17 protein-coding genes and 2 pseudogenes are annotated in these 22,983 nt (G+C 72.1%); 15 read left to right on the forward strand and 4 right to left on the reverse strand.

Annotated elements, in window-relative coordinates:
- Positions 1–149: 149 nt before the first annotated feature.
- From ACFY9E_RS37290 to ACFY9E_RS37300, 3 genes are all read left to right on the forward strand, one after another.
- Complete coding sequence (locus tag ACFY9E_RS37290) at positions 150–1,262, forward strand: nitronate monooxygenase (protein ID WP_390992363.1); 1,113 nt, start codon at positions 150–152, stop codon at positions 1,260–1,262.
- Positions 1,259–2,809: an AMP-binding protein gene (locus tag ACFY9E_RS37295; protein ID WP_390992365.1), complete on the forward strand. Its 1,551-nt coding sequence runs from the start codon at positions 1,259–1,261 to the stop codon at positions 2,807–2,809. The genes ACFY9E_RS37290 and ACFY9E_RS37295 overlap by 4 nt, the downstream gene beginning before the upstream one ends.
- A gap of 586 nt (positions 2,810–3,395) precedes the next feature.
- Positions 3,396–3,572: a DUF418 domain-containing protein gene (locus ACFY9E_RS37300; protein ID WP_390992367.1), complete on the forward strand. Its 177-nt coding sequence runs from the start codon at positions 3,396–3,398 to the stop codon at positions 3,570–3,572.
- A gap of 41 nt (positions 3,573–3,613) precedes the next feature.
- Here the strand turns inward: ACFY9E_RS37300 and ACFY9E_RS37305 are convergent, their stop codons facing one another.
- Positions 3,614–6,040, reverse strand: coding sequence for a penicillin acylase family protein (locus tag ACFY9E_RS37305; protein ID WP_390992369.1), 2,427 nt, complete (start codon positions 6,038–6,040; stop codon positions 3,614–3,616).
- A 192-nt stretch (positions 6,041–6,232) separates the two neighbouring features.
- Here ACFY9E_RS37305 and ACFY9E_RS37310 point away from each other — a divergent pair, with 192 nt between their 5' ends.
- From ACFY9E_RS37310 to ACFY9E_RS37320, 3 genes and pseudogenes are all read left to right on the forward strand, one after another.
- A complete protein-coding gene (locus ACFY9E_RS37310; protein WP_390992371.1) occupies positions 6,233–7,759 on the forward strand; it encodes a fatty acyl-CoA synthetase in 1,527 nt (508 codons plus the stop codon).
- Positions 7,760–7,826: 67 nt separating this feature from the next.
- Positions 7,827–8,669 carry an alpha/beta fold hydrolase gene (locus tag ACFY9E_RS37315; RefSeq protein WP_390992373.1) on the forward strand — a complete coding sequence of 281 codons (843 nt, stop codon included), beginning with the start codon at positions 7,827–7,829 and terminating at the stop codon, positions 8,667–8,669.
- A gap of 62 nt (positions 8,670–8,731) precedes the next feature.
- A pseudogene (locus tag ACFY9E_RS37320) lies at positions 8,732–9,445 on the forward strand (alpha/beta fold hydrolase); the annotation flags it as partial.
- Here ACFY9E_RS37320 and ACFY9E_RS37325 read toward each other — a convergent pair.
- Positions 9,417–11,306, reverse strand: a complete 1,890-nt coding sequence (locus tag ACFY9E_RS37325) for a sulfatase (RefSeq protein ID WP_390992375.1) — start codon at positions 11,304–11,306, stop codon at positions 9,417–9,419. The pseudogene ACFY9E_RS37320 and the gene ACFY9E_RS37325 sit on opposite strands and share 29 nt — an antisense overlap.
- Positions 11,307–11,419: 113 nt before the next feature.
- The gene (locus ACFY9E_RS37330; RefSeq protein WP_390992377.1) at positions 11,420–13,039 is read right to left on the reverse strand and encodes an AMP-binding protein; all 1,620 of its coding nucleotides are present in this window, start codon (positions 13,037–13,039) and stop codon (positions 11,420–11,422) included.
- Between the two features lie 175 nt (positions 13,040–13,214).
- Between ACFY9E_RS37330 and ACFY9E_RS37335 the strand changes: the two genes are divergently transcribed.
- The 8 genes and pseudogenes from ACFY9E_RS37335 (at position 13,215) to ACFY9E_RS37370 (ending at position 20,049) form a co-directional block, all read left to right on the forward strand.
- A complete protein-coding gene (locus ACFY9E_RS37335) occupies positions 13,215–14,015 on the forward strand; it encodes a crotonase/enoyl-CoA hydratase family protein (protein ID WP_390992379.1) in 801 nt (266 codons plus the stop codon).
- 32 nt (positions 14,016–14,047) lie between these two features.
- The gene (locus ACFY9E_RS37340) at positions 14,048–14,989 is read left to right on the forward strand and encodes an OB-fold domain-containing protein (RefSeq protein ID WP_390992381.1); all 942 of its coding nucleotides are present in this window, start codon (positions 14,048–14,050) and stop codon (positions 14,987–14,989) included.
- The gene (locus ACFY9E_RS37345; RefSeq protein WP_390992383.1) at positions 14,986–16,050 is read left to right on the forward strand and encodes a thiolase domain-containing protein; all 1,065 of its coding nucleotides are present in this window, start codon (positions 14,986–14,988) and stop codon (positions 16,048–16,050) included. The genes ACFY9E_RS37340 and ACFY9E_RS37345 overlap by 4 nt, the downstream gene beginning before the upstream one ends.
- Positions 16,047–17,213: a thiolase domain-containing protein gene (locus ACFY9E_RS37350; RefSeq protein WP_390992385.1), complete on the forward strand. Its 1,167-nt coding sequence runs from the start codon at positions 16,047–16,049 to the stop codon at positions 17,211–17,213. Before ACFY9E_RS37345 ends, ACFY9E_RS37350 begins: the two co-directional genes overlap by 4 nt.
- Positions 17,214–17,295: 82 nt before the next feature.
- Entirely contained in the window at positions 17,296–17,538 is a 243-nt protein-coding gene (locus tag ACFY9E_RS37355) for a DUF397 domain-containing protein (RefSeq protein WP_010033039.1), read from the forward strand.
- A 161-nt stretch (positions 17,539–17,699) separates the two neighbouring features.
- Positions 17,700–18,602, forward strand: a complete 903-nt coding sequence (locus ACFY9E_RS37360) for a universal stress protein (protein ID WP_390992387.1) — start codon at positions 17,700–17,702, stop codon at positions 18,600–18,602.
- A 40-nt stretch (positions 18,603–18,642) separates the two neighbouring features.
- Positions 18,643–19,382, forward strand: a pseudogene (locus ACFY9E_RS37365) (ABATE domain-containing protein).
- Positions 19,383–19,551: 169 nt separating this feature from the next.
- A complete protein-coding gene (locus tag ACFY9E_RS37370; protein ID WP_390992389.1) occupies positions 19,552–20,049 on the forward strand; it encodes a hypothetical protein in 498 nt (165 codons plus the stop codon).
- Positions 20,050–20,117: 68 nt separating this feature from the next.
- On the opposite strand, the gene ACFY9E_RS37375 is transcribed toward ACFY9E_RS37370, so the two are convergent.
- On the reverse strand, positions 20,118–21,257 hold the full coding sequence (locus ACFY9E_RS37375) for a phosphotransferase (RefSeq protein ID WP_390992391.1): 1,140 nt from the start codon (positions 21,255–21,257) through the stop codon (positions 20,118–20,120).
- Between the two features lie 232 nt (positions 21,258–21,489).
- On the opposite strand from ACFY9E_RS37375, the gene ACFY9E_RS37380 reads away from it, so the two are divergent.
- Positions 21,490–22,983 carry a hypothetical protein gene (locus ACFY9E_RS37380; RefSeq protein ID WP_390992393.1) on the forward strand — a complete coding sequence of 498 codons (1,494 nt, stop codon included), beginning with the start codon at positions 21,490–21,492 and terminating at the stop codon, positions 22,981–22,983.

Consider the following 22,983-nt stretch of genomic DNA (forward strand, 5'->3'; position numbering starts at 1 on the left):
CCTCGGATGTCCCCGGAAGTATGTCCCCCGCGCGCCGCCGTGAATCCGGCGGAGAATCCTCACCGGAATCCCGCACGGGACGCCAACGAATCTGACGGAGCATCAGAAAGCCTCTTCCGTCCTCCGGAGGACTCCGGCATCCTGCGCCCATGCAGACGGAGCTGAGCCAGACACTGGGAATCGAGCACGCCGTCTTCGGCTTCACGCCGTTCCCCGCCGTCGCCGCGGCCATCAGCCGGGCCGGCGGCTTCGGCGTGCTCGGCGCGGTCCGCTACACCGCCCCCGACGAGCTCAAGCGCGACCTGGACTGGATCGAGGCACACGTCGACGGCCGGCCGTACGGCCTGGACGTCGTCATGCCGGCGAAGAAGGTCGAGGGCGTCACCGAGGCCGAGGTCGAGGCGATGATCCCCGAGGGGCACCGGCAGTTCGTCCGGGACACCCTCGCCCGGCACGCCGTGCCGGAGCTCGCGGAGGGCGAGGCGGCCGGCTGGCGCATCACCGGCTGGATGGAGCAGGTCGCCCGCAGCCAGCTAGACGTCGCCTTCGACTACCCGATCCGGCTCCTCGCCAACGCCCTCGGCTCCCCGCCCGCCGACGTCATCGCCCGCGCCCACGACCGGGACGTCCTCGTCGCCGCACTCGCGGGCAGCGCCCGGCACGCCCGCAAGCACCGGGACGCCGGGATCGACATCGTCGTGGCGCAGGGCTACGAGGCGGGCGGCCACACCGGCGAGATCGCCTCCATGGTGCTCACCCCCGAAGTCGTCGACGCCGTCGCCCCGCTGCCCGTGCTGTCCGCGGGCGGCATCGGCAGCGGACAGCAGGTGGCCGCCGCGCTCACCCTCGGCGCTCAAGGTGTGTGGCTGGGATCCGTGTGGCTGACCACCACAGAGGCGGACCTCCACTCGCCCGCCCTGACCCGAAAGCTCCTCGCGGCCGGTTCCGGCGACACCGTCCGCTCCCGGGCGCTGACCGGCAAGCCCGCACGCCAGTTGCGCACCGAGTGGACCGACGCCTGGGACGACCCGGCCGGGCCCGGCACCCTGCCCATGCCGCTGCAAGGGCTCCTGGTCGCCGAGGCCGTCTCACGCATCCAGAAGTACGAGGTCGACCCACTGCTCGGCACCCCGGTCGGCCAGATCGTCGGGCGGATGAACAGCGAACGCAGCGTCCAGGCCGTCTTCGACGACCTCACCCGCGGCTTCGAGGAAGCCGTGGACCGCGTCAACCGCATCGCCGGAAGGAGCGGCCAGTCGTGAGTGCACCCTCCGTGGGCTTCTGGGCCCAGGCCACCGAGAACCCCGGCCGCACGGTGCTCGTCGCACCCGACGGCGAGGAGTGGACCGCAGGACGCCTGCACGCCGCCGCCAACCGGCTCGTGCACGGCCTGCGCGCCGCCGGCCTCGAACGCGGCGACACCTTCGCGGTGGTCCTGCCCAACGGCGTCGAGTTCCTCACCGCGTACCTCGCCGCCAGCCAGGCCGGGCTCTACCTCGTCCCCGTCAACCACCACCTGGTCGGTCCGGAGATCGCCTGGATCGTCTCCGACTCGGGCGCCAAGGTACTCCTCGCCCATGAACGCTTCGCCGAGGCGGCCCGCCACGCCGCCGACGAGGCCGGCCTGCCGGGCACCCACCGCTACGCCGCGGGCCGGGTCGAGGGCTTCCGCCCCTACGCCGAACTCCTCGACGGGCAGCCCGAGTCGGCGCCCGCGGACCGCACCCTCGGCTGGGTCATGAACTACACCTCGGGCACCACCGGCCGCCCCCGCGGCATCCGCCGCCCGCTGCCCGGCAAACCCCCGGAGGAGGCGTACCTCGGCGGCTTCCTCGGCATCTTCGGCATCCGCCCGTTCGACGACAACGTGCACCTGGTGTGCTCACCGCTCTACCACACGGCCGTCCTTCAGTTCGCCGGCGCGTCCCTGCACATCGGCCACCGGCTGGTCCTCATGGACAAGTGGACACCCCAGGAGATGCTCCGCCTCATCGACGCCCACCGCTGCACCCACACCCACATGGTCCCCACCCAGTTCCACCGCCTGCTGGCCCTGCCCGACGAGGTGAAGGACCGCTACGACGTCTCCTCCCTGCGGCACGCCATCCACGGCGCCGCGCCCTGCCCCGACCATGTGAAACGGGCCATGCTCGACTGGTGGGGACCCTGCGTGGAGGAGTACTACGCCGCCAGCGAGGGCGGCGGCGCCTTCGCCACGGCCGAGGACTGGCTGAAGAAACCCGGCACCGTCGGCAAGGCCTGGCCCATCAGCGAACTCGCGATCTTCGACGACGACGGCAACCGGCTCCCGCCCGGTGAACTCGGCACGGTGTACATGAAGATGAACACCGGCGGCTTCTCATACCACAAGGACGAGGCCAAGACCCGCAAGAACCGCATCGGCGACTTCTTCACCGTCGGCGACCTCGGCCACCTCGACGAGGACGGCTACCTCTTCCTGCGCGACCGCAAGATCGACCTGATCATCTCCGGCGGGGTCAACATCTACCCCGCCGAGATCGAGTCGGCCCTGCTCGCCCACCCCGCCGTCGCGGACGCCGCCGTCTTCGGCATCCCGCACGACGACTGGGGTGAGGAGGTGAAGGCGGTCGTGGAGCCGGCCCCCGGACACCGGCCCGGACCGGCCCTCGCCGCCGACCTTCTCGACCACTGCGCCCACCGGCTCGCCGGGTACAAGCGGCCCAGGAGCGTCGACTTCATCACCGAGATGCCCCGCGACCCCAACGGCAAGCTGTACAAGCGGCGGCTGCGGGAGCCGTACTGGCAGGGCCGGACGCGTCCGGTGTGAGGCCCCTCCGGGCGTCGGCCGCCACGGCTTCGGTCGCTCCGGGCCTTGGCGGGTGAGCCTTCGGTCGTTGTGACGGGCGCGGACGTCATCCTTTGGCCGGCGCCCCTCGCCCTCCGGCCGATACCCGGCAGAATCCCGCCTTCCCAGCGTGAGGCCATGACGATCGCGACCGAAGAGGGCTCGCTGCGGCGGGGCGCCGTACGGCCGGGCGAACGGGCACTCGCCCCCGATCTCGCACGCGGGATCATGCTGCTGGCCATCGTGCTGTCCAACACCGCCTTCCACCTGTGGGCGGCCCGGCGGGGGCCCTCCGGATGGCAGCCCGTGGACGGCTCCCGGGTCGACCACGCCGTCCAGTTCACCATGATCATTGTGCTCGACCTGCGGGCCTGTCCGCTCTTCGCCTTCCTCTTCGGCTACGGCATGATGCAGTTCCACCTTCGCCAGACCGCCGCGGGCACCGACGGCCGCGCCACCGCCAAGGTCCTGCGCAGGCGCAGCCTCTGGCTGATCGTCATCGGCCTCACACACGCCACTCTGCTGATGGCGGGGGACATCCTCGGCTTCTACGGCGCTCTTCGCCCCGGTGCTGGCCGCATGGGGACTCGGCCTCGGCGCGCGTCTGAGCAGCGCGACCATGGCCCTCTTCGCCTTCGCCGTCTGGCTGGTCACGGTGGCCGGAGCGCACGCCCTGGAACGGGCCGGCCGCCGGGGCCCGGCCGAAGCGGTGCTGCGGCGACTGATGTACGGGCCCCGGACGTGAAGGGGGCGCCGCCCTCGTGGAGCGGCACCCCTCGCGCAGGGTCAGCGGTGCTCGTGCACCCGCACGACCTCCAGCTTCGGCGAGGACAGGATGTCCTTCTCGCAGAAGCGGGACGTCACCCACTTCTCACCGGAGAACAGCCGCGTCTGATCCGCGAAGTGCGGCGACTTCGGGTTCGACGACTGGGAGTACGTCAGCAGCGTGCGCGCCACCGGGCAGCTGCTGCCGTCCCAGCCGACCGCCTGCAGATGGCTGGACCCGAACGGCACCTCCGTGTAGCCGCCACCGGCCGCGTCCCACATCGGCTCGATCACGTTCCACACCCCGAGCCGCCCCGCGCCGCCCGGCACGGGCAGGCGCTTGCCGTCGCGGACGACGAACTGGTGCGCGCCGAGCGGCGCGTCGAGCGCGATACCCGCGGCCCGCAGCTCGGCCACCGCGTCGGCGAGGGCGGTGGGGAAGCCGGGAGCGTCCGTGTTCAGCGTGTTCGGGGTGCGGACCGGGTCCGCCGCCGAGAAGGGCACCTTCCACAACCGGTCGGCCGGCACCGCCTGTTCGAGCCTGCGCCAGAACCGGTCGAAGAGCAGCGCTCCCCGGCTCCCGGTGTCCATGGTGCGGTCCCACACCTTCAGCGCCTCGCAGGCACCCGACACATCGACGGCTTTGCCGTCACTGCCCGTCGCCGTGCCACCGGGCAGCGCGGCACATGCCCGGGCCGCCTCCCCGGCGGCGAGATCACCCGCGGGCACCCGGTTGGCGAACTGCTGCCGTTGCAGGTCGCGTACGGTCAGACCGCCCCGGTCCGCCATCGCCGCCACGTCCTCGATCGCGCCCCGGGTGCGCAGGCCGAGCTGGGTGCCCACCGTGCCGAAGATCCGCTCGTAGCCGGTGAGCGGCCGGTCGGCGTTGGTCATCCACGCGGTGCCGTTGGAGTTCTCCGCGTACGGGGCGTCCTTCAGCGTCGGCATCCGCTCCGGCCCGAAGATCCCCGGTACGACGGCGTCCGGGTCGCTGCCGAGGGCGCAGTCGCCGCGCGAGCCGTCGAGGATCGCGATCCCGGACGCCGGGTAGGTGGTCCTGCCGAGTTCCGTCGAGCAGCGTTCGGCCAGCTCGTCGGTGATGCGGGGGAGCACCTGGGACTGGGTGTAGAGGGAGTGTCCCGCGCGGTCGGCCGCGAGCGTGTTGACCCAGGGGACGCCCTGGTGCCGGGTGAGGGAGGCGAGGACGTCGACCGTGCTGCGCGCCTTGCCGAAACCGAGCGAGGTGTCGGCGAAGCGGAGGTTCGCGGCGTTGGGGTCGTGCAGGGCGTACGCCGTCCCTCCGGTCCACGGCAGCGGGGCCTGGGGACTGAGGGAGGTGACGACCGGCCCGTAGCGGGTCCACCACTGGGTGCGCGTCACCGGTGTGCCGTCCTTCACGGCGACCGTCACGGTCCGCTTCGTCATGCGCTCCGGCCTGCCGTCCACGAGGTAGACCGTGGGATCGGCCGGATCGAGCGTCAGCCGGTGGAAGTTGGCCGGGATGCCGGTGGAGACGGTGTGGCTCCACGCCACATGTGCGTTGAACCCGATGGAGATCGCCGGTGTCCCGAGCAGGGACCCGCCGGAGACGTTCAGCTTGCCCGGGATCGTCTGCTGCGACTGCCAGAACCGGCGCCCGCCGTCCCACGGGTAGTGCGGGTTGCCCAGCAGCAGACCGCGGCCGCTCGCCGTCGTGTCACCGCGGAAGGCGACCGCGTTGGATCCCATGCCGGGGTCGCCCCACAGCTCGTCGGCCGCCTTCGCCACGGCCTTCGCGCCCGGCGTGCGGGCGGACGGGGTGCCGGATGCCGCGGTGGCTCCGGTCGGCGGCTGCGCGGCCGTGATCGTGTCCACGAAGCGCCCCTCGCCGGATATCGAGGCGATGGCGAGACCGCGCGCGGCCACGTCCAGTTCGGTGACCGGCCGGACCCAGGACGCGCCTGCACAGGCCGGGTCGGTGATCTTCTTCTGCTTCAGCCAGGCGTTGTACCCGGCGGCCCAGCCCCGCATCATGTCCCGGACCTCACGGCTGGGGCCCGCGGGCGCCTTCTCGGCGAGCAGCTTCTCCACGGTGCGGCTCTCGCGGACCCCGCGGAAGTACAGGTCGCTGGACAGGTTCGTCCTGGCCCCCGAGAGAGCGCCACCTGCGGCCGCGTCGGGGCCGAAGTACCGGGACCGCTCGCCCCGCAGGGTCACGAACCCGTCGGCGAGCGTGCACACCTCGTCGGCGGCCTGCGCCCAGCCCGTACCGAAGCCCAGGTCCGCGTAGTTCTTCGCGAGGATGTGTGGAATGCCGTACTCGGTGTAGCGGATGACGGCCGACAGGCCGTCACGGGACGGGTGTTGCTCTGCCGGCTGCCCGGTCGTGGCGGCGGCCGCGGGTAACGCGGTCGCGGCGGTGAACAGGGCCGTGGCCCCGAGAACGAGACGTCTCAGACGGCTGCGCATCGTGCCCTCCAACATCGTCGAGGGAAAGGAGCGTCGAATGTGAAAATCTGATTCGAACGTCCGTTGGCTTCATGACAGCGGACGCCGTCGACGGGCGGCAGGGTTGCTCGCCGGCCGGCCGGCCCGCCCGCCGCGGTCCGTGCGATCCGGGGTCCTTGACCTCCCCGCGCGGTGAACCGAGGATCATGTGTCATGACGACGCCCGGACACGGCAGCACGGTCGACCAAGTCCTGCGGCGCAGCGCCCGGCGCACACCGGCGCGCGTCGCGGTGGAGTACGCCGATCGCACCTGGACGTACGACGAACTCGACACCGCCGTCTCCCGCGCGGGGAGCGTCCTCCTCGGCCAGGGACTCTCCCCGGGCGACCGAGTCGGCGCCTACGGCCACAACTCCGACGCCTACCTGATCGCCTTCCTGGCCTGTGCCCGCGCGGGCCTGGTGCACGTACCCGTCAACCAGAACCTGACCGGCGACGACCTCGCCTACATCATCGGCCAGTCCGGCAGCTCCCTGGTCCTCACGGACCCGGACCTGGCCGCACAACTGCCGCCCGGCGTACGAACGTTGCCGCTGCGCGACGCCGACGACTCGCTGCTCGCACTGCTGCCCGGGGCACCCGCCCACGACGGCCCCGAGCCGCACACCGAGGACCTCGTCCAGCTGCTGTACACCTCCGGGACGACGGCTCAGCCCAAGGGCGCGATGATGACGCACCGGGCCCTGGTGCACGAGTACCTGAGCGCGATCACCGCCCTCGACCTCCAGGCGGGCGACCGCCCCGCACACTCCCTGCCGCTCTACCACTCGGCGCAGATGCACGTCTTCCTGCTGCCCTACCTCGCCGTGGGCGCGACGAACATCATCCTCGACGCACCCGACGGCGACCGGCTCTTCGACCTCATCGAGGCGGGCCGCACGGACAGCCTGTTCGCGCCCCCCACGGTCTGGATCGCCCTGTCCAACCGTCCCGACTTCGCCACCCGCGATCTGAGCGGCCTGCGCAAGGCGTACTACGGCGCGTCGATCATGCCGGTCCCGGTACTCGAACGGCTGCGGGAGCGCCTGCCGGGCCTGGCCTTCTACAACTGCTTCGGCCAGAGCGAGATCGGTCCCCTGGCCACGGTCCTCGCACCCGACGAGCACAAGGGCCGTATGGACTCCTGCGGCCGGACGGTCCTGTTCGTCGACGCACGTGTGGTCGACGAGAACGGCGAGGACGTACCCGACGGCACCCCTGGCGAGATCGTCTACCGCTCCCCGCAACTGTGCGAGGGCTACTGGGACAAGCCCGAGGAGACCGCCGAGGCCTTCCGTGACGGCTGGTTCCGCTCCGGAGATCTCGCGGTACGCGACGCGCACGGCTACTACACGATCGTCGACCGGGTGAAGGACGTCATCAACTCCGGTGGCGTCGTCATCGCTTCGCGCCAGGTCGAGGACGCGCTGTACACCCACCCCCGGGTCGCCGAGGCCGCGGTCGTGGGCCTGCCGGACGAGCGCTGGATCGAGGCGGTGACGGCCGTCGTCGTCCCGCGCGGCGAGGTCACCGAGGCGGAACTCATCGCCCACACCCGCGAGAAGCTCGCCCCCTTCAAGGCACCGAAGCGGGTGGTGTTCGTGGAGGGGCTTCCGCGCAACGCCAGCGGGAAAATTCTGAAGCGGGAGCTCAGGCGGAGCCTCGGAGACGAGCCCGGACCCGCGGCGTCGGACGGTTGACGTCGCGCCGCCCCCCGATACGAAATCCCGTTGTGCCGAAGACCCCGAGGGCGTGAGGATCAACGCCATGCCGATCTTCACCGCCCCGGACGGGACCCGGCTCGCCTGTCACGTACGCGGTGCGGGCGAGCCGCTGGTCGTCTTGCCCGGCGGGCCCATGCGCGCCTCCGCGTACCTCGGGAACCTGGGCGGACTGGACGCCCACCGACAGCTGGTGTTCCTCGATCTGCGCGGCACAGGACAGTCCGCGGTGCCCGAGGACCCGGCGACCTACCGCTGCGACCGGCTTGTGGACGATGTCGAGGCGCTGCGCCGCTACCTGGGCCTGGAGCGGATGGACGTGCTCGCGCACTCGGCGGGCGGCAGTCTCGCCATGCTGTACGCGGCTCGGCATCCCGACCGGCTGGGGCGGCTGGCGCTCATCACCGCCACCCCGTGGGCGCTGGGCCTGCCGGCGACGGCCGAGGACCGGCTGGCGGCGGCCCGGCTTCGCGCGTCGGAACCCTGGTTCGCCGACGCGTTCCCGGCGTTCGAGGCCTGGCTGTCCGGCACCGGTGACTTCGACCCCGTGTTCCTCCCGTTCTTCTACGGCCGTTGGGACGACACCGCCCGGGCCCACGCCGACCGCGAGGAGGAGGAGACCAACGACGACGCGGGGGACCGCTACGGTGCGGACGGCGCCTATGACCCGGACGCGACACGGGCCGCGCTCGCCGGCGTCACCGCCCCGGTGCTCGTCCTGGCCGGTGAGGTCGACGGCGGCCCGCGTCCGGGTCTGGCCCGGCGTACGGCCGGGGTGTTCCCGGCGGCCGAGTTCGCGGTGCAGCCGGGGTCCGGACACTATCCGTGGCTGGACGACCCGGAATGGTTCGTACGACGGGTCGCGCGCTTCCTCCGCGCACGGGACTGAGCTCCTCTGCTGTCCGCAGAGCGAGCCCGGTCCGCGCTCGTCACCCCGCTACCGTGCCCGGCATGGACACCGGACCGCGCACCGTACGGGCGAACGGCATCACCCTGGCCTACCGCGTCTGGGGGCCGGATGACGCGCCGCCCGTCGTACTCCTGCACGCCCGCGGAGCCGACGGCGCCGACTGGGCGGAGATCGCCCCCGCGCTGGCCGCCGGGCCACGCCGGGTGTACGCACCCGACCTGCGCGGGCACGGCCGCAGCGACTGGCCCGGCGGATACGCCTACGAGGCCATGCGCGACGATGTGCTCGCCTTCCTCGGCGCGCTCGGCATCGCCCGCGCCGACGTCGTGGGTCACTCGCTCGGCGGTGCCGTCGCCTACTTGCTCGCCCAGTACAGCCCGCGGCTCGTACGACGGCTCGTTCTGGAGGACGTACCCGCGCCCTTCCCACTGGACCCGCCGCGCCCGCCTGCCGTACGGCCTGACGGAGACCTGCCGTACGACTGGGCGATGATCCTCGCCACCGACGAGCAGCGCAACGCCCCGGATCCCGTGTGGTGGGACCGCATGGGGCGGATCACCGTGCCCACGCTGCTGATCGGTGGCGGGCCGACGAGCCCGATCCCCCAGGAGCAGATCGCCGCCCTCGCCGAACTGCTTCCCGATGCCCGGCGCGTCACCATCGGCGCCGGGCATCTCGTGCACGAGGCGCGGCCCGAGGAGTTCCTCGCGGCCGTGGGGGAGTTCCTCAGCCCTGCGGACCGTACGCCGTCATGAAGCGGTCGCGGAACGTGTCCATGCCCCACCGGGGCGCGTTCCCGGCCGGCTTGAGGCCGTCCGTCCAGCCCCAGTCGGCGACCCGGTCCAGAACCTTCTTGTCGTGGGCGACGATCGTCACCGGCACGTCCTTGCCGGTGTCCCCGGCGGTGACGGTCGGCACCGGCTGGTGGTCACCGAGGAAGACCAGCACCGTGTCCTCGTCGCCGTAGCGCTCGACCCACTCGGTCAGGCTGCGGATCGAGTACTCGATGGCGCGCCGGTACTCGGTGCGGACCTTCTCCGGGTCCTTCCACACCTCCGCGGGGTCGGTGCCCTCCTTCTTGATCCGGTGGAACACCGAGCCGTCGCCGAGGTCGTTCCAGTCGATCATCCGGGCGATCGGGGACCAGGGGTTGTGGCTGGAGGCCAGGATGATCTCCGCCATGATCGGCTCGCGGTCCTTCCTGCCGTGCTCCAGGCGCTGGAAGGCCTCCATGCTGAACTGGTCGGGGACGGGCGTCCAGCTGAAGTAGGGGCCGTGGTAGCCGAGGTGCTCGGAGTCGTAGATGTGGTCCAGGCCGAAGAACTTCCCCTCCGGCCAGGCGCGCCGCACGCCGGGCACGATGCCGACGGTGCGCCAGGCTCCCGTCTTCCCGAAGTACTTCGTCAGCGTCATGCGATCGCTCGTGGTCAGACTGCGGTACCGCTGCTGGTTCTTGATCCACAGCCCGGACAGGAAGGTCGAGTGGGCGAGCCAGCTGCCCGCGCCCGTCACCGGCGACCGCAGCCAGCCGCTGCGCGACTCGAATCCGGCCGCCTTCAGCCTGCCGGTTCCCTCCTTGAGTACGGCGTCGGTCTGCCGCGCCATCGCCGGGTCGTCGATCGCGACCCGGCCGTAGCTCTCGATGAACGTGAACAGGACGTCCTTGCCGCGCAGTCCCGTGAGCAACTGGTCGGGCGGTGTCTTCGCGAAGGCGTCCACCGAGGCCTGCTTGTCGAAGATCCGGGCGTCCTGAAGTCCCGCCCGCACCGCGTCCACACGGTTGCCGATGAACTCGGCATTGCCCTTGGTGGCGATCGGCACGGTGCCGATCTGCACGCCCAGGGTCATGCAGGTGATCCACGCCGTGCCGAGGATCAGCACCGTGCGGCCGGCGGCCGGCCGGTGCCGGGCCATCAGGTTCGTCAGCCGCACCACCGCGAGCGTCGTGAGGACGAGCAGCGCCACGAACAGGACGATCACCCCGGCCACGGCCAGCACCTGTCCGGTCCGGCCGAACGTCTCCCGGAGGAAGTCCGTCGCGTTCTCGATCAGAATCCAGTCCAGAACCAGGTCGAACGGCCGGGCCAGAATCTGGTAGAAGCCCATGTCGACGAACTTCAGGACCGTGACGAACCCCAGGAACACGCCCGTGACGACCGCCGTGATCCGCCGGGGCTTCGGCGGCAGCGCGAGCAGCAGCCCGGCGAGCAGCACCCCCTCGGCGGGGATGCGGACGAACGAGGCGAACTCGATGCGCTCGATCCGGTTCGGCACGAGCAGCGCGAACAGCACGAGCGCACCGGCCAGAACGGTCGTCCCGACGGAGACCCCGCGTGCCGTACGCGGGTAGCGGCGCCGCCAGCCGAACCAGCCGGGCTTCGCCGCGCCGGACGGCGTCGCCTCCGGCGGCTGCTCGGAAGGGGGCTCCTGTGCCGGGGGAGCGCTCTTCGGGCCTTCCGTGGCGGTGTCGTCCTCCGGAACGTCCGTGGCGGTGCCGTCCTTTGCATCCGCCGTTCCTGTGCCGTCCTCCGGATTCGCCGTTGCGGTGTCGTCATCCGGTTCCGCCCTGCCCTCGGTCGTGTCCGAAAGCTGACGGGAGCGAGTGAAGAGCGACACCCGGTGGTCCTTCCGTGCGGTCTTGCCTGCATGCGAACAGGACTCGGGTGAGCGAGCCTGCCATCACCAGTACGTCCGCACGTCACCCTAGGTTCAATGTGCCGGCCGGAGAATCACCGGTCAGCCGTCATCGCGACCTCGCGCGCCCACCGGTAGTCGGCCTTGCCGCTCGGCGACCTCCGGATCGAGTCGGTGACCACCAGCTGGCGCGGGATCTTGTATCCGGCGAGCCGGTCACGGCAATGGGCCTGTATGTCCTGCAGCGAGGGCCGTGCCGCGCCCGTGCGCAACTGCACCACCGCCGCCACATGGTGGCCCCACCGGGGGTCCGGCACCCCCGCCACCAGCGCGTCGTAGATGTCCGGGTGGGACTTGAGGGCCTGCTCGACCTCCTCCGGGTACACCTTCTCGCCGCCGGTGTTGATGCATTGCGAGCCCCGGCCCAGGACGGTGACCACGCCCTCCTCGTCGACGGTGGCCATGTCGCCGAGCAGCACCCAGCGCTCGCCGTCCCTCTCGAAGAAGGTCGCGGCGGTCTTGGCCGGGTCGTTGTAGTAGCCGAGCGGCACATGTCCGCACTGGGCGATCCGGCCCACCTCACCGGCCGCCACCGGCTCGTACGTGGCCGGGTCGACCACCTGTGTGCGGGCGTTGACCCGCACCCGGAAGCCCCGCTCCGGGCCCGAGTCCTCGGTCGCCGTCCCGTTGAAGCCCGACTCCGAGGAGCCGAAGTTGTTGAGCAGCATGGCGTTCGGCACCAGCTCCTGGAACTGCCGGCGCACCGTGTCCGACATGATCGCGCCGGACGACGACACGCTGAACAGCGACGAGCGGTCGATGTGCCGCAGCGGACCGCTCAGCGCGTCGATCAGCGGCCGCAGCATCGCGTCGCCCACCAGCGAGATGCTGCTGACCTTCTCCTTCTCCACGGTCCGCAGCACCTCCTCCGGCACGAACTTGCGGTGGATCACGACCCGTTGCCCGAAGTGGAAGGCGATGAACGCGGTGAGGGTGGAGGTGCCGTGCATCAGCGGGGCCGTCGGGAAGAAGGTGATCCCCGCACCGCCGGCCGCGACCCGCTCGGCGAGCTCCTCCGGCTTCTTCACCGGCTCCCCGGTCGGCGCGCCTCCGCCGAGGCCCGCGAAGAACAGGTCCTCCTGCCGCCACATCACACCCTTGGGCATCCCGGTCGTGCCACCGGTGTAGATGATGAACTGGTCGTCGGCCGAGCGGGCGGGGAAACCGCGCTCGGACGACCCCGCGGCCTCCACCTGCGCGAACTCCACACACGGCACCGCGGCGGCGCCCGGCGCCGGAGTGCCCACCCGGATCAGATGCCGCAGCTTCTCCACCCGGGGGCGGGCCGCCGCCACCCGGTCCGTGAACTCCGCTTCGAAGACCAGCGCGACCAGGTCGGCGTCCCGGTAGAGATACACCAACTCATCCGCTACGTAGCGGTAGTTGACGTTGACCGGGACGATCCGCGCCTTCAGGCAGCCCAGCACCGTCTGCAGGTACTCCACGCTGTTGTAGAGGTGGAGCCCGAGGTGCTCGCCGGGGCGTATCCCGCTGTCGAGCAGGTGGTGGCCGACGCGGTTGGCCGCCGCGTCCAGCTCCGCGTATGTCAGGCGGCGCTCCGCGCCCGTGCCGGGATGGTCGGCGTACACCAGCGCCTCACGGTCGGGGACGACGTCGACGACCGACTCGAACAGGTCGGCAAGGTTGTACTCCACCGCTCCTCCTGACCCCGGGCGTGCCTGGCATCGGACGGTTCGCCGGTCATCAGAGCAAAGGGCGGTCCAACTGTGAAGGGCCCGCGCGAAAGAATCTGACTGTCTGTCAGAAAACCCTTGAAGTGCTTCCCGCCCTACTGCAACCTGTTCTCGTTCCATGAGAGGGGAGTTCGCCATGGGCGGGACGGAACACCTCACCGTGCAGCGCGAAGGCGCCACACTGGTGCTCACGCTGAACAGGCCGGAAGCCAAGAACGCGCTCTCACTGCCGATGCTCGTCGGCCTGCACGACGGGTGGCTGGAGGCCGACGCGGACGACTCGGTCCGCTCGATCGTCCTCACCGGCGCGGGCGGCTCCTTCTGCTCCGGGATGGACCTCAAGGCCCTCGCCGGCAACGGCATGGCCGGGGAGGAGTACCGCGACCGGCTCAAGGCCGACCCCGACCTCCACTGGAAGGCGATGCTGCGCCACCACCGCCCGCGCAAGCCGGTGATCGCCGCCGTCGAGGGGTATTGCGTCGCGGGCGGCACCGAGATGCTCCAGGGCACCGACATCCGCGTCGCCGGCGAGTCCGCCACCTTCGGCCTGTTCGAGGTCAAGCGCGGCCTGTTCCCCATCGGCGGCTCCACCGTACGGCTGCAACGCCAGATCCCGCGCACCCATGCGCTGGAGATGCTCCTCACCGGCCGCTCCTACAGCGCCCACGAAGCCGCCGCCATCGGCCTGGTCGGCCACGTCGTCCCCGACGGCACCGCACTCGACAAGGCGCTCCAGATCGCCGGGCAGATCAATTCCTGCGGCCCGCTGGCCGTGGAAGCCGTCAAGGCCTCGGTGTACGAGACGGCCGAGATGACGGAGCCGGACGGCCTCGCCGCGGAACTCACCCGCGGCTGGCCGGTCTTCGACACCGCCGACGCCAAGGAGGGTGCCCGCGCCTTCGCGGAGAAGCGACCGCCCGTCTACAAGCGCGCCTGACCGTGTGCGCCCGACCGAAGGAGCCCTCCGGCATGCCCGAAGTCCTCAAAGCCCCCCTCGTCGTCGAGTTCCCCTTCACCCGCTCGCTCGGCCCCGTCCAGAGTGCCTTCCTGACCGGCCTGCGCGAAGGCGTCGTCCTCGGCGTCCGCACCGCCGACGGCCGCGTCCTCGTCCCGCCCGTCGAGTACGACCCCGTCACCGCCGAGGAACTCCGCGAGCTCGTCGAGGTCGCCCCCACCGGCACGGTCACCACCTGGGCCTGGAACCCCGCCCCGCGCCGCGGCCAGCCCCTCACCACGCCCTTCGCCTGGGTCCTGGTCCGCCTCGACGGCGCCGACACCGCCCTCCTGCACGCCCTCGACGCCCCTGGCCCCGCCGCCGTGCACACCGGCATGCGCGTCCGCGTCCGCTGGGCGGCGGAACGCACCGGCGCCATCACGGACATCGCCTGCTTCGAGCCCCACGCCGGCCACCGGGCCGAACCGACGGGACACACCGGCGAGTTCGACGACCCCGTCACCGGCATCGTCGCCGCCGCCCGCCTCGACTACACCTACTCGCCCGGCCGCGCCCAGACCGCCTACATCAACGCCCTGTCCGGCCGCCGGACCGTCGGCGAACGCTGCCCGGCCTGCCGCAAGGTGTACGTCCCCCCGAGAGGTGCCTGCCCCACCTGCGGGCTCGCCACCTCCGAGCAGGTCGAGGTGGGTCCCCGCGGCACGGTGACCACGTACTGCATCGTCAACATCAAAGCGAAGAACCTCGACATCGAAGTGCCATACGTCTACGCCCACATCGCCCTCGACGGCGCCGACCTCGCACTGCACGGCCGGATCGGCGGCATCCCGTACGACGAGGTCCGCATGGGGCTGCGCGTCGAACCCGTCTGGACGGAGGACGCCCGCCACCCCGACCACTACCGGCCCACGGGCGAACCCGACGCGGACTACGACACCTACAAGGAGCTGCTGTGACGAGCGCACCGCGGAACCGCGAGATCGCCGTCGTCGCCTTCGCCCAGACCGGCCACCGGCGCACCAGCGACGAGCTCTCCGAGGTGGAGATGCTGATGCCGGTGCTGCACGAGGTCCTCGACCGGACCGGCCTGAAGACCGCCGACATCGACTTCACCTGCTCCGGCTCCAGCGACTACCTCGCCGGCCGCGCCTTCTCCTTCACCCTCGCCCTCGACGGCGTCGGCGCCTGGCCCCCGATCTCCGAGTCGCACGTCGAGATGGACGGCGCCTGGGCCCTGTACGAGGCCTGGACCAAACTCCTCACCGGTGAGGCCGACACCGCCCTGGTCTACGCGTACGGCAAGTCCTCGCCCGGCTCGGTCCGCGACGTCCTGACCCGCCAGCTCGACCCCTATTACGTGGCGCCCCTGTGGCCCGACTCCGTGGCGCTCGCCGCCCTCCAGGCGCAGGCCCTCATCGACGCCGGCGACACCGACGAGCCCGCCCTCGCCGCCGTGGCCGCACGCAACCGCGAGGCGGCGACCGCCAACCCCCACGCACAACTGCGCGGCCCCCTGCCACAGGGCGACTACCTCGTACAGCCCCTGCGCACCGGCGACTGCCCGCCCGTCGGAGACGGGGCCGCCGCCGTGATCCTCGCTGCGGGCGACCGGGCCCGTGCGCGGTGCGCCCGCCCCGCCTGGATCCGCGGCATCGACCACCGCATCGAGGCCCATGCCCTCGGCGTGCGCGACCTGACCGACTCACCGTCCACCCGGCTGGCCGCCGAGCGGGCCGGAGCCTTCGAGCGACCCGTCGACACCGCCGAACTGCACGCGCCCTTCACCGCGCAGGAGATCGTCCTGCGCAAGGCCCTCCGGCTCGGTGACGAGGTGGACGTGAACCCCTCCGGCGGGGCCCTCGCCGCCCACCCGATCATGGCCGCCGGCCTCATCCGCATCGGAGAGGCCGCCGCCCGCATCCACCGCGGCGCGTCCGACCGCGCCCTCGCCCACGCCACGTCCGGCCCCTGCCTCCAGCAGAACCTGGTCGCCGTCCTCGAAGGGGAACCCCGATGAGCAAGGAGCCCGTCGCCGTCGTCGGCATCGGCCAGACCAGGCACGTCGCGGCCCGCCGGGACGTCTCGATCGCCGGACTGGTCCGCGAAGCCGCCCTCCGGGCTCTGGAGGACGCCGCGTTGACGTGGGCCGACGTCGACGCCGTCGTGATCGGCAAGGCACCCGACTTCTTCGAGGGCGTCATGATGCCGGAGCTCTACCTCGCCGACGCCCTCGGCGCCGTCGGCAAACCCATGCTCCGCGTGCACACCGCCGGCTCCGTCGGCGGATCCACCGCACTGGTCGCCGCGAACCTCGTCGCGGCCCGCGTCCACGGCACCGTCCTCACCCTCGCCTTCGAAAAGCAGTCCGAGTCGAACGCCATGTGGGGCCTGTCCCTGCCGATCCCCTTCCAGCAGCCCCTGCTGGCCGGGGCGGGCGGGTTCTTCGCCCCGCACATCCGCGCCTACATGCGCCGCAGCGGAGCTCCCGAGACGATCGGCGCCCTCGTCGCCTACAAGGACCGCCGCAACGCGCTGAAGAACCCCTACGCCCACCTGCACGAGCACGACATCACCCTCGACAAGGTCATGGCGTCGCCCATGCTGTGGGACCCGGTCCGCTACTCGGAGACCTGCCCCTCCTCCGACGGCGCCTGCGCCATGATCCTCACCGACCGCGCCGGAGCCGCCCGGGCACCACGCCCGCCCGCCTGGATGCTCGGTGGCGCGATGCGCAGCGAACCGACCCTCTTCGCCGGCAAGGACTTCGTCTCCCCGCAGGCCGGGCGGGACTGCGCGGCCGATGTCTACCGGCAGGCCGGGATCACCGACCCGCGCCGCGAGATCGACGGCGCCGAGATCTACGTGCCCTTCTCCTGGTACGAGCCCATGTGGCTGGAGAACCTCGGCTTCGCCGGCGAGGGCGAGGGCTGGAAACTCACCGAGGCGGGTGTGACGGAACTCGACGGGGACCTGCCCGTCAACATGTCGGGCGGCGTCCTGTCCACCAATCCCATCGGCGCCTCCGGCATGATCCGCTTCGCGGAAGCGGCGCTCCAGGTGCGCGGACAGGCCGGAGAACACCAGGTGGACGGGGCTCGCAGGGTTCTCGGGCACGCCTACGGCGGCGGATCGCAGTTCTTCTCCATGTGGCTCGTGGGAGACCGTCCCCCGGACTCCTGAAAGGTCCCCCTCACGTGCCCTGTTGGCCGTGGGACGCGATCGCTAGGCTGGCCGCGGACGACGAACCGGGAGGAGCACGGACGTGGCCGAGACCACCACCCAGCAGCGCCCGCTCACGGGCTGGGACAAGCCGGAGCTGGACCTCACCAACGCACAGTGGCAGTCCAGCAGCCGAGGGCGGGGGGATGTCCAGATCGCCTTCGTGGAGGGCTTCATCGCCATGCGGAACAGCGCGCGCCCGGAGAGCCCTTCGCTGATCTTCACGCCCGCCGAGTGGGGCGCGTTCGTGTCGGGAGCGCGGGAGGGAGAGTTCGACCTCACCTGACGACGGGGCGAACCGTTCCGGACGACCGGGATCCGACGGCCGATCCGGGGGTGTTCCGCCCGCATTTCCGGACACGTGACCGAAGGCATCTCCCCGGAGCCGCCGGCTGAGTCAGGCTGGCCCCCCGGAGGGGACGGTCGAATCCCGGAGGTGAGGACCCCATGAGCACCCTGCCTGTCGTCGCGGCGGTCGACGGTTCGGACGACAGCCTGCGCGCCCTGGAGTGGGCGGTCGACGCCGCGCGCAGGCGCGGGGCGCCCCTGCGTGTGGCGCATGTGCGCCAGTACGCCCACTGGGCGCAGCCCGACGTCCTGACGGCCGGTCCGGTGGACGCGCAGGACGATTCGGTCCTGGACCAGGTCCGCACCCGTCTGGACGGCCGCGCCGACCTGCCGGACACCGAGTACGTCGGCCTGGAGGGCGCGGCCGGCGCGGTCCTGCCCGAACTGGGTGCCACCGCCCAGTTGCTGGTGCTCGGCTCCCGGGGCCGCGGCGGGTTCGCCAGCCTGGTGCTCGGCTCGAACAGCTTGGCCGCCGCCCGCGACGCCGAATGCCCCGTCGTCGTGGTGCCCCCGCCCGGACGGGAGGTCCACGGCGAAGTGCCGGGCGGCCCCGGCCGGAGGGTGGTCGTCGGTCTGAAGGTGGACGGCCCCGACGGGGCCACACTCGAGTTCGCCTTCGCCGAGGCCGCCCGGCGCGGCGCCCGGCTCCAGGCGGTCGCCGCCTACCCGTGGCCCGCCCAGCCCTGGATGATGCCCGGGGAGATGCCCCCGCCGATCGTCGACCAGGACGTCATCGAGGACGAGACCCGGATCCTCGCCGACGGCTTCCTCGCCCCCTACCGCGAGCGGCACCCGGACGTCCCGGTCGAGCTGATCCCGGCGGCGGGCGACGCGGCAGGCCATCTCGTCGCGGCCTCCCGGGACGCCGACCTCACCGTCGTGGGCCGTCACCGGAGGCGGTTGCTCTCACCCGTCCGCATGATGGGCTCGGTCACCCACGCCGTCCTGCTGCACGCCGCGAGCCCCGTCGCCGTGGTGCCGCCGTCACCCCCGGAGGACTGACCCCGCCGTCATGGACACGGCGGGCCCTGTCATCAGCCCCATGCAGGAACCGATCGGCAGGGACGCCCGGCTCGCCCTGGACCTGGCCCTCACCCTCCGCCACGACGGCACCGGCCGCGTCGCCGACGACCTCGCCGACCCGGCAGGCCTGACCGCGTGGGCCCGGGCCCACCCCGACGTCCTGCCGGGCACCGCTCCCGGCCGGGCCGACGATCACCGCGAGGGCCTCGCCGCCGGCACGGCACCGCGGCCGGCCGACGGTGACGGCGAGGGTGCCGCCTTCACCGCCGACGCCGCGCAGCTCGCCGCCGTCCGTGAGCCACGGGGAGCCATGGGCCGCCGTCCGCGGGCTCTTCGCCCGGGCCGTGTTCCCCGGCGAGCCGAGCCCCGCGGACGCGATCCGCCTCATGCCCCGGCGAGAAGCGGTGCGGCAGCAGAACGAGGCGGCCGCCCGTCCCCCCACGGTGCCGGTCCCGCACTGGCCGGAGGGCGCGGGCCCGGCCGTCCGGCGGCGGCCCGCGCGCCGCCGGCGATCTGACAGCGGCCCTCGCCCCGGCCGTGATCGCGTTCCTCGCGAGCCCGGACCGCGACCGGCCGCGCGCCTGCCACGCCCCACGCCGTGTGCGGTACGTCCTCGCGGAGCACCCGCGCCAGGAGTGGTGAGAGCCCTCCCGCGGCAACCGGGCCCGAGTCGCCCGCCACCACCAGCGGCACAGGACGACGGCCCAGCCGCACGAGGACCGGCCGAGTGGCCCGCCGTCACCGACGCCTCAGGAGTGACCGCGGCACCCGGCCAGCCTGTGACCGGCCACGGCTCAAGGCGCCCGAACGAACCGTCCGGTGCCGCCCGGCCGGCCGCCACCCTCCCCATGGCACAGGGTGACAACCGGCCCGCCCCGACCGCCGCCCGGCCCGCACTTCGCAGGCCGGGGCACGTACCATGGGCGACATGTCGTTCCTCCGCCGCCGCAGCGCCACTCCCGCCGGGCCCGACTTCGACGTACTGGCCATGGACCCGGGCGACTGGCCCGGCAACCTCGGTGCGGGCCTCCTGCCCGCGCCCGACGGCACCTGCCAGGGCGTCTTTCTGCGCTACGACCTGTTCGGCGGTCGCGGCCCCGCGATGATCATCGGCAACCTGCCGGAGGGCTCCCCGGCCCGCGAGGTCCCCGACGGGCAGGTCCCCTTCGAGGTCGCGCAACTGCTGCTGGCGCTGGAGAACGACGAGGAGGTCACCGTCGTCGGCACCGAGGACGTGCCGGTGATGCAGGGCGACAACCTCCTGATCGTGCGCCGCGTCAAACTCTCCGAGAGCCGCATCTCCTGCGTGCAGTTCGACCGCAGCGACAACGTCCTGGTGACCATCGCCGCCTGGGACCGCCCCATCACCGACGACCTCTACGCGCTCCTCAAGCCGCTGCCCGCGGAACTCTTCCAGCAGGGCTGAGCCGCACCGACGCACAGGAAAGGGCCGCTGTACACCTGGGCAGATGTACAGCGGCCCTTTCGTCCCCGTCAGCGAGTGCCGACCGCCGCGCGCACGGCGCGCCGGGCCAACTGGCAGTCGTCGTGCAGCCGCCGCAGCAGCAGCCTCTGCTCCTCGCCGGACGGCGCAGCACCGGGGTGGGCCGTGCCCGGTGCCGCCGGGGTCGGGTCGTGCATCGAACGCTGCACGGCCATCTCGTAGGTACGGATCTCACGGGTCAGCACCAGCATCAGGTTCACCAGGAAGGCGTCCCTGGACGCCGCCCCCGCCGACTGGGCGATCTGGCTGATCTGCCGACGAGCGACCGGTGCGTCCCCCAGCACCGACCACAGCGTCGCCAGGTCGTAGCCCGGCAGGTACCAGCCCGCGTGCTCCCAGTCCACCAGCACTGGACCGGCCGGTGACAGGAGGATGTTCGACAGCAGTGCGTCGCCGTGGCAGAACTGGCCCATGCCCTGCCGCCCGGCCGCCTGCGCGATGCCGTGCAGCAGCTTCTGCAGGTCACCCAGGTCCCGGTCGGTGAGCAGGCCCAGCTCGTGGTACCGGGAGATCCGGGCCGCGTAGTCGAGCGGGGCGTCGAACGTGCCCGCCGGGGGTCGCCAGGCGTTGAGCCGGCAGATCGCGCCGAGGGCCGCTCTGATGTCCGCCCGGGGCGGCGCCTCCGCCGGGTGCCGCTGGAGTGCCGCCACCCGGCCCGGCATGCGTTCGATCACCAGCGTGCAGTTGTCCGGGTCCGCCGCGATCAGTCTCGGCGCCCGCACGGGCGGGCGGTGCCGGACGAACGAGCGGTACGCCGCTATCTCGTGGCGGATCCGCTCGGACCAGGCGAGGGAGTGGTCCAATAAACACTTGGCGACAGCCGTGCTGCGGCCGGTCGTGCCGACCAGGAGCACGGACCGTCCGTTGCGGCGCAGGACCTGCACCGGGGCGAACTCCGGGCAGATGCGGTGCACGGACGCGATCGCCGTGCGCAACTGCGCGCCCTGGGGGCCGGACAAGTCGAGTCTCCCGCTGAGCGGTTGGGGGCCGGTGACCGCGCCGCGCCGAGCCCTGCCCGCACCGAGCACGGGGGCCGCCGGCCGCGCGGGGGCGAGGTAGGGGCCGCTGTCCGTGGGACGGGGGTGCAGCGACCGGGGCGGTGCGGACACGGAGGACGATGCTGTGTACATGGGCGAAACAGATCCCTTCGTGTGCCTGCGACGACAGCGCACCACCCGACTCGGACGCCCGGGAGAACCCTGGGGAGTGTCCCCGGCGACCGGGTCGGGGTGGCGCGTTCCTACCTGACACCGGATGGCCGGTGGCACACCATCTGGCGCACCCTGGCGAACCCTGGCGAATAGTCGCCCGGCAAGTCTCCCCGGGCTACTGTCAACTCAGCCGAGAACCTGGGGGCTTGACGTGAGCGGACAACCCAACACCCGGCTCGCGGACCTGTTCGGCCTGGCCGGCTGGTCCAAGGGCGAACTCGCGAGGCTGGTCAACCGGCAGGCGGCGGCCATGGGCCATCCCCAGCTGTCGACCGACACCTCCCGGGTGCGGCGGTGGATCGACACGGGAGAGATCCCGCGCGATCCGGTGCCGCGGGTGCTGGCGGCTCTGTTCACCGAGCGTCTCGGCCGTGTCGTGACCATCGAGGACCTCGGTCTGGTGCGGCACGGGCGTGCGGGGAAACGGCAGGGCGGCGGGAGCGCCGATGCTCCCGACGGTGTGCCGTGGGCGCCCGAGCGGACCGCCGCGGTCCTCACCGAATTCACGGGAATGGACCTCATGCTCAACCGACGCGGCTTGGTGGGCGCGGGCGCCGCGCTCGCCGCGGGATCCGCACTCAGCAGCGCCATGTACGACTGGCTGCACACCGACCCTTCCCTGGCTGTCGACGCCCCCGACCTCGACCACCCCCTGCACGCCGACCCCGCTGGGTTCGACCGTTACGAGGCCGCCCCCATCGGGTCGCAGGAGATCGAGGAACTGGAGCGCTCGGTCGAGGTGTTCCGCGCCTGGGACGCGGCCCGCGGCGGCGGGCTCCAGCGCAAGGCCGTGGTGGGCCAGCTCAACGAGGTGGGCGGCATGCTCGCCTACCGTCACCCACCCCACCTCCAGCGGCGCCTGTGGGGCGTCGCCGCCAACCTCGCCGTCCTCGCGGGCTGGATGTCGCACGACGTCGGCCTGGAGCCCACGGCCCAGAAGTATTTCGTCATCGCCGCGCACGCCGCCCGAGAGGGCGGGGACCGGCCCCGCGCGGGTGAGGCACTGTCCCGCGCGGCCCGCCAGATGGTGCACCTGGGCCGGCCCGACGACGCCCTGGACCTGATGAAGCTCGCCACGTCCGGTTCCGGTGACGAGGTGCTGCCCCGCACCCGGGCGATGCTCTACACCATCGAGGCCTGGGCACAGGCCTCGATGGGCAAGGGCCAGGCCATGCGCCGCACGCTCGGGCGGGCGGAGGACCTGTTCGTCTCCGACAAGGCCGACGTGCCACCGCCGGACTGGATGCAGACCTTCAAGGAGGAGGACCTGTACGGCATGCAGGCCCTGGCCTATCGCACGCTCGCCGAGTTCGAGCCGGGTGCGGCCGCGCATGCCCAGCACTACGCGGAGAAGGCCCTCGCCCTGCGGGTCGACGGACGGCAGCGGTCGAAGATCTTCGACTACCTGTCGATGGCGTCGGCCTGTTTCATCGCCGACGACCCCGAACAGGCGGACCGGTACGCGAGGCTGGCCCTGGTGTCGATGGGATCCAACTCCTCCCACCGCACGTGGGACCGGCTGCGCCAGATGTACCGGCTCACCGCCGAGTACTCCGGCTACCCGAAGATCCAGGAGCTGCGGGAGGAGATCAAGCTCGCCCTGCCGAAGACGAAGGGCAGGGGCGGCGACCACGCACAGGCCTGA

It is taken from the genome of Streptomyces sp. NPDC012466 (assembly GCF_042955215.1).
Lineage (GTDB): Bacteria > Actinomycetota > Actinomycetes > Streptomycetales > Streptomycetaceae > Streptomyces.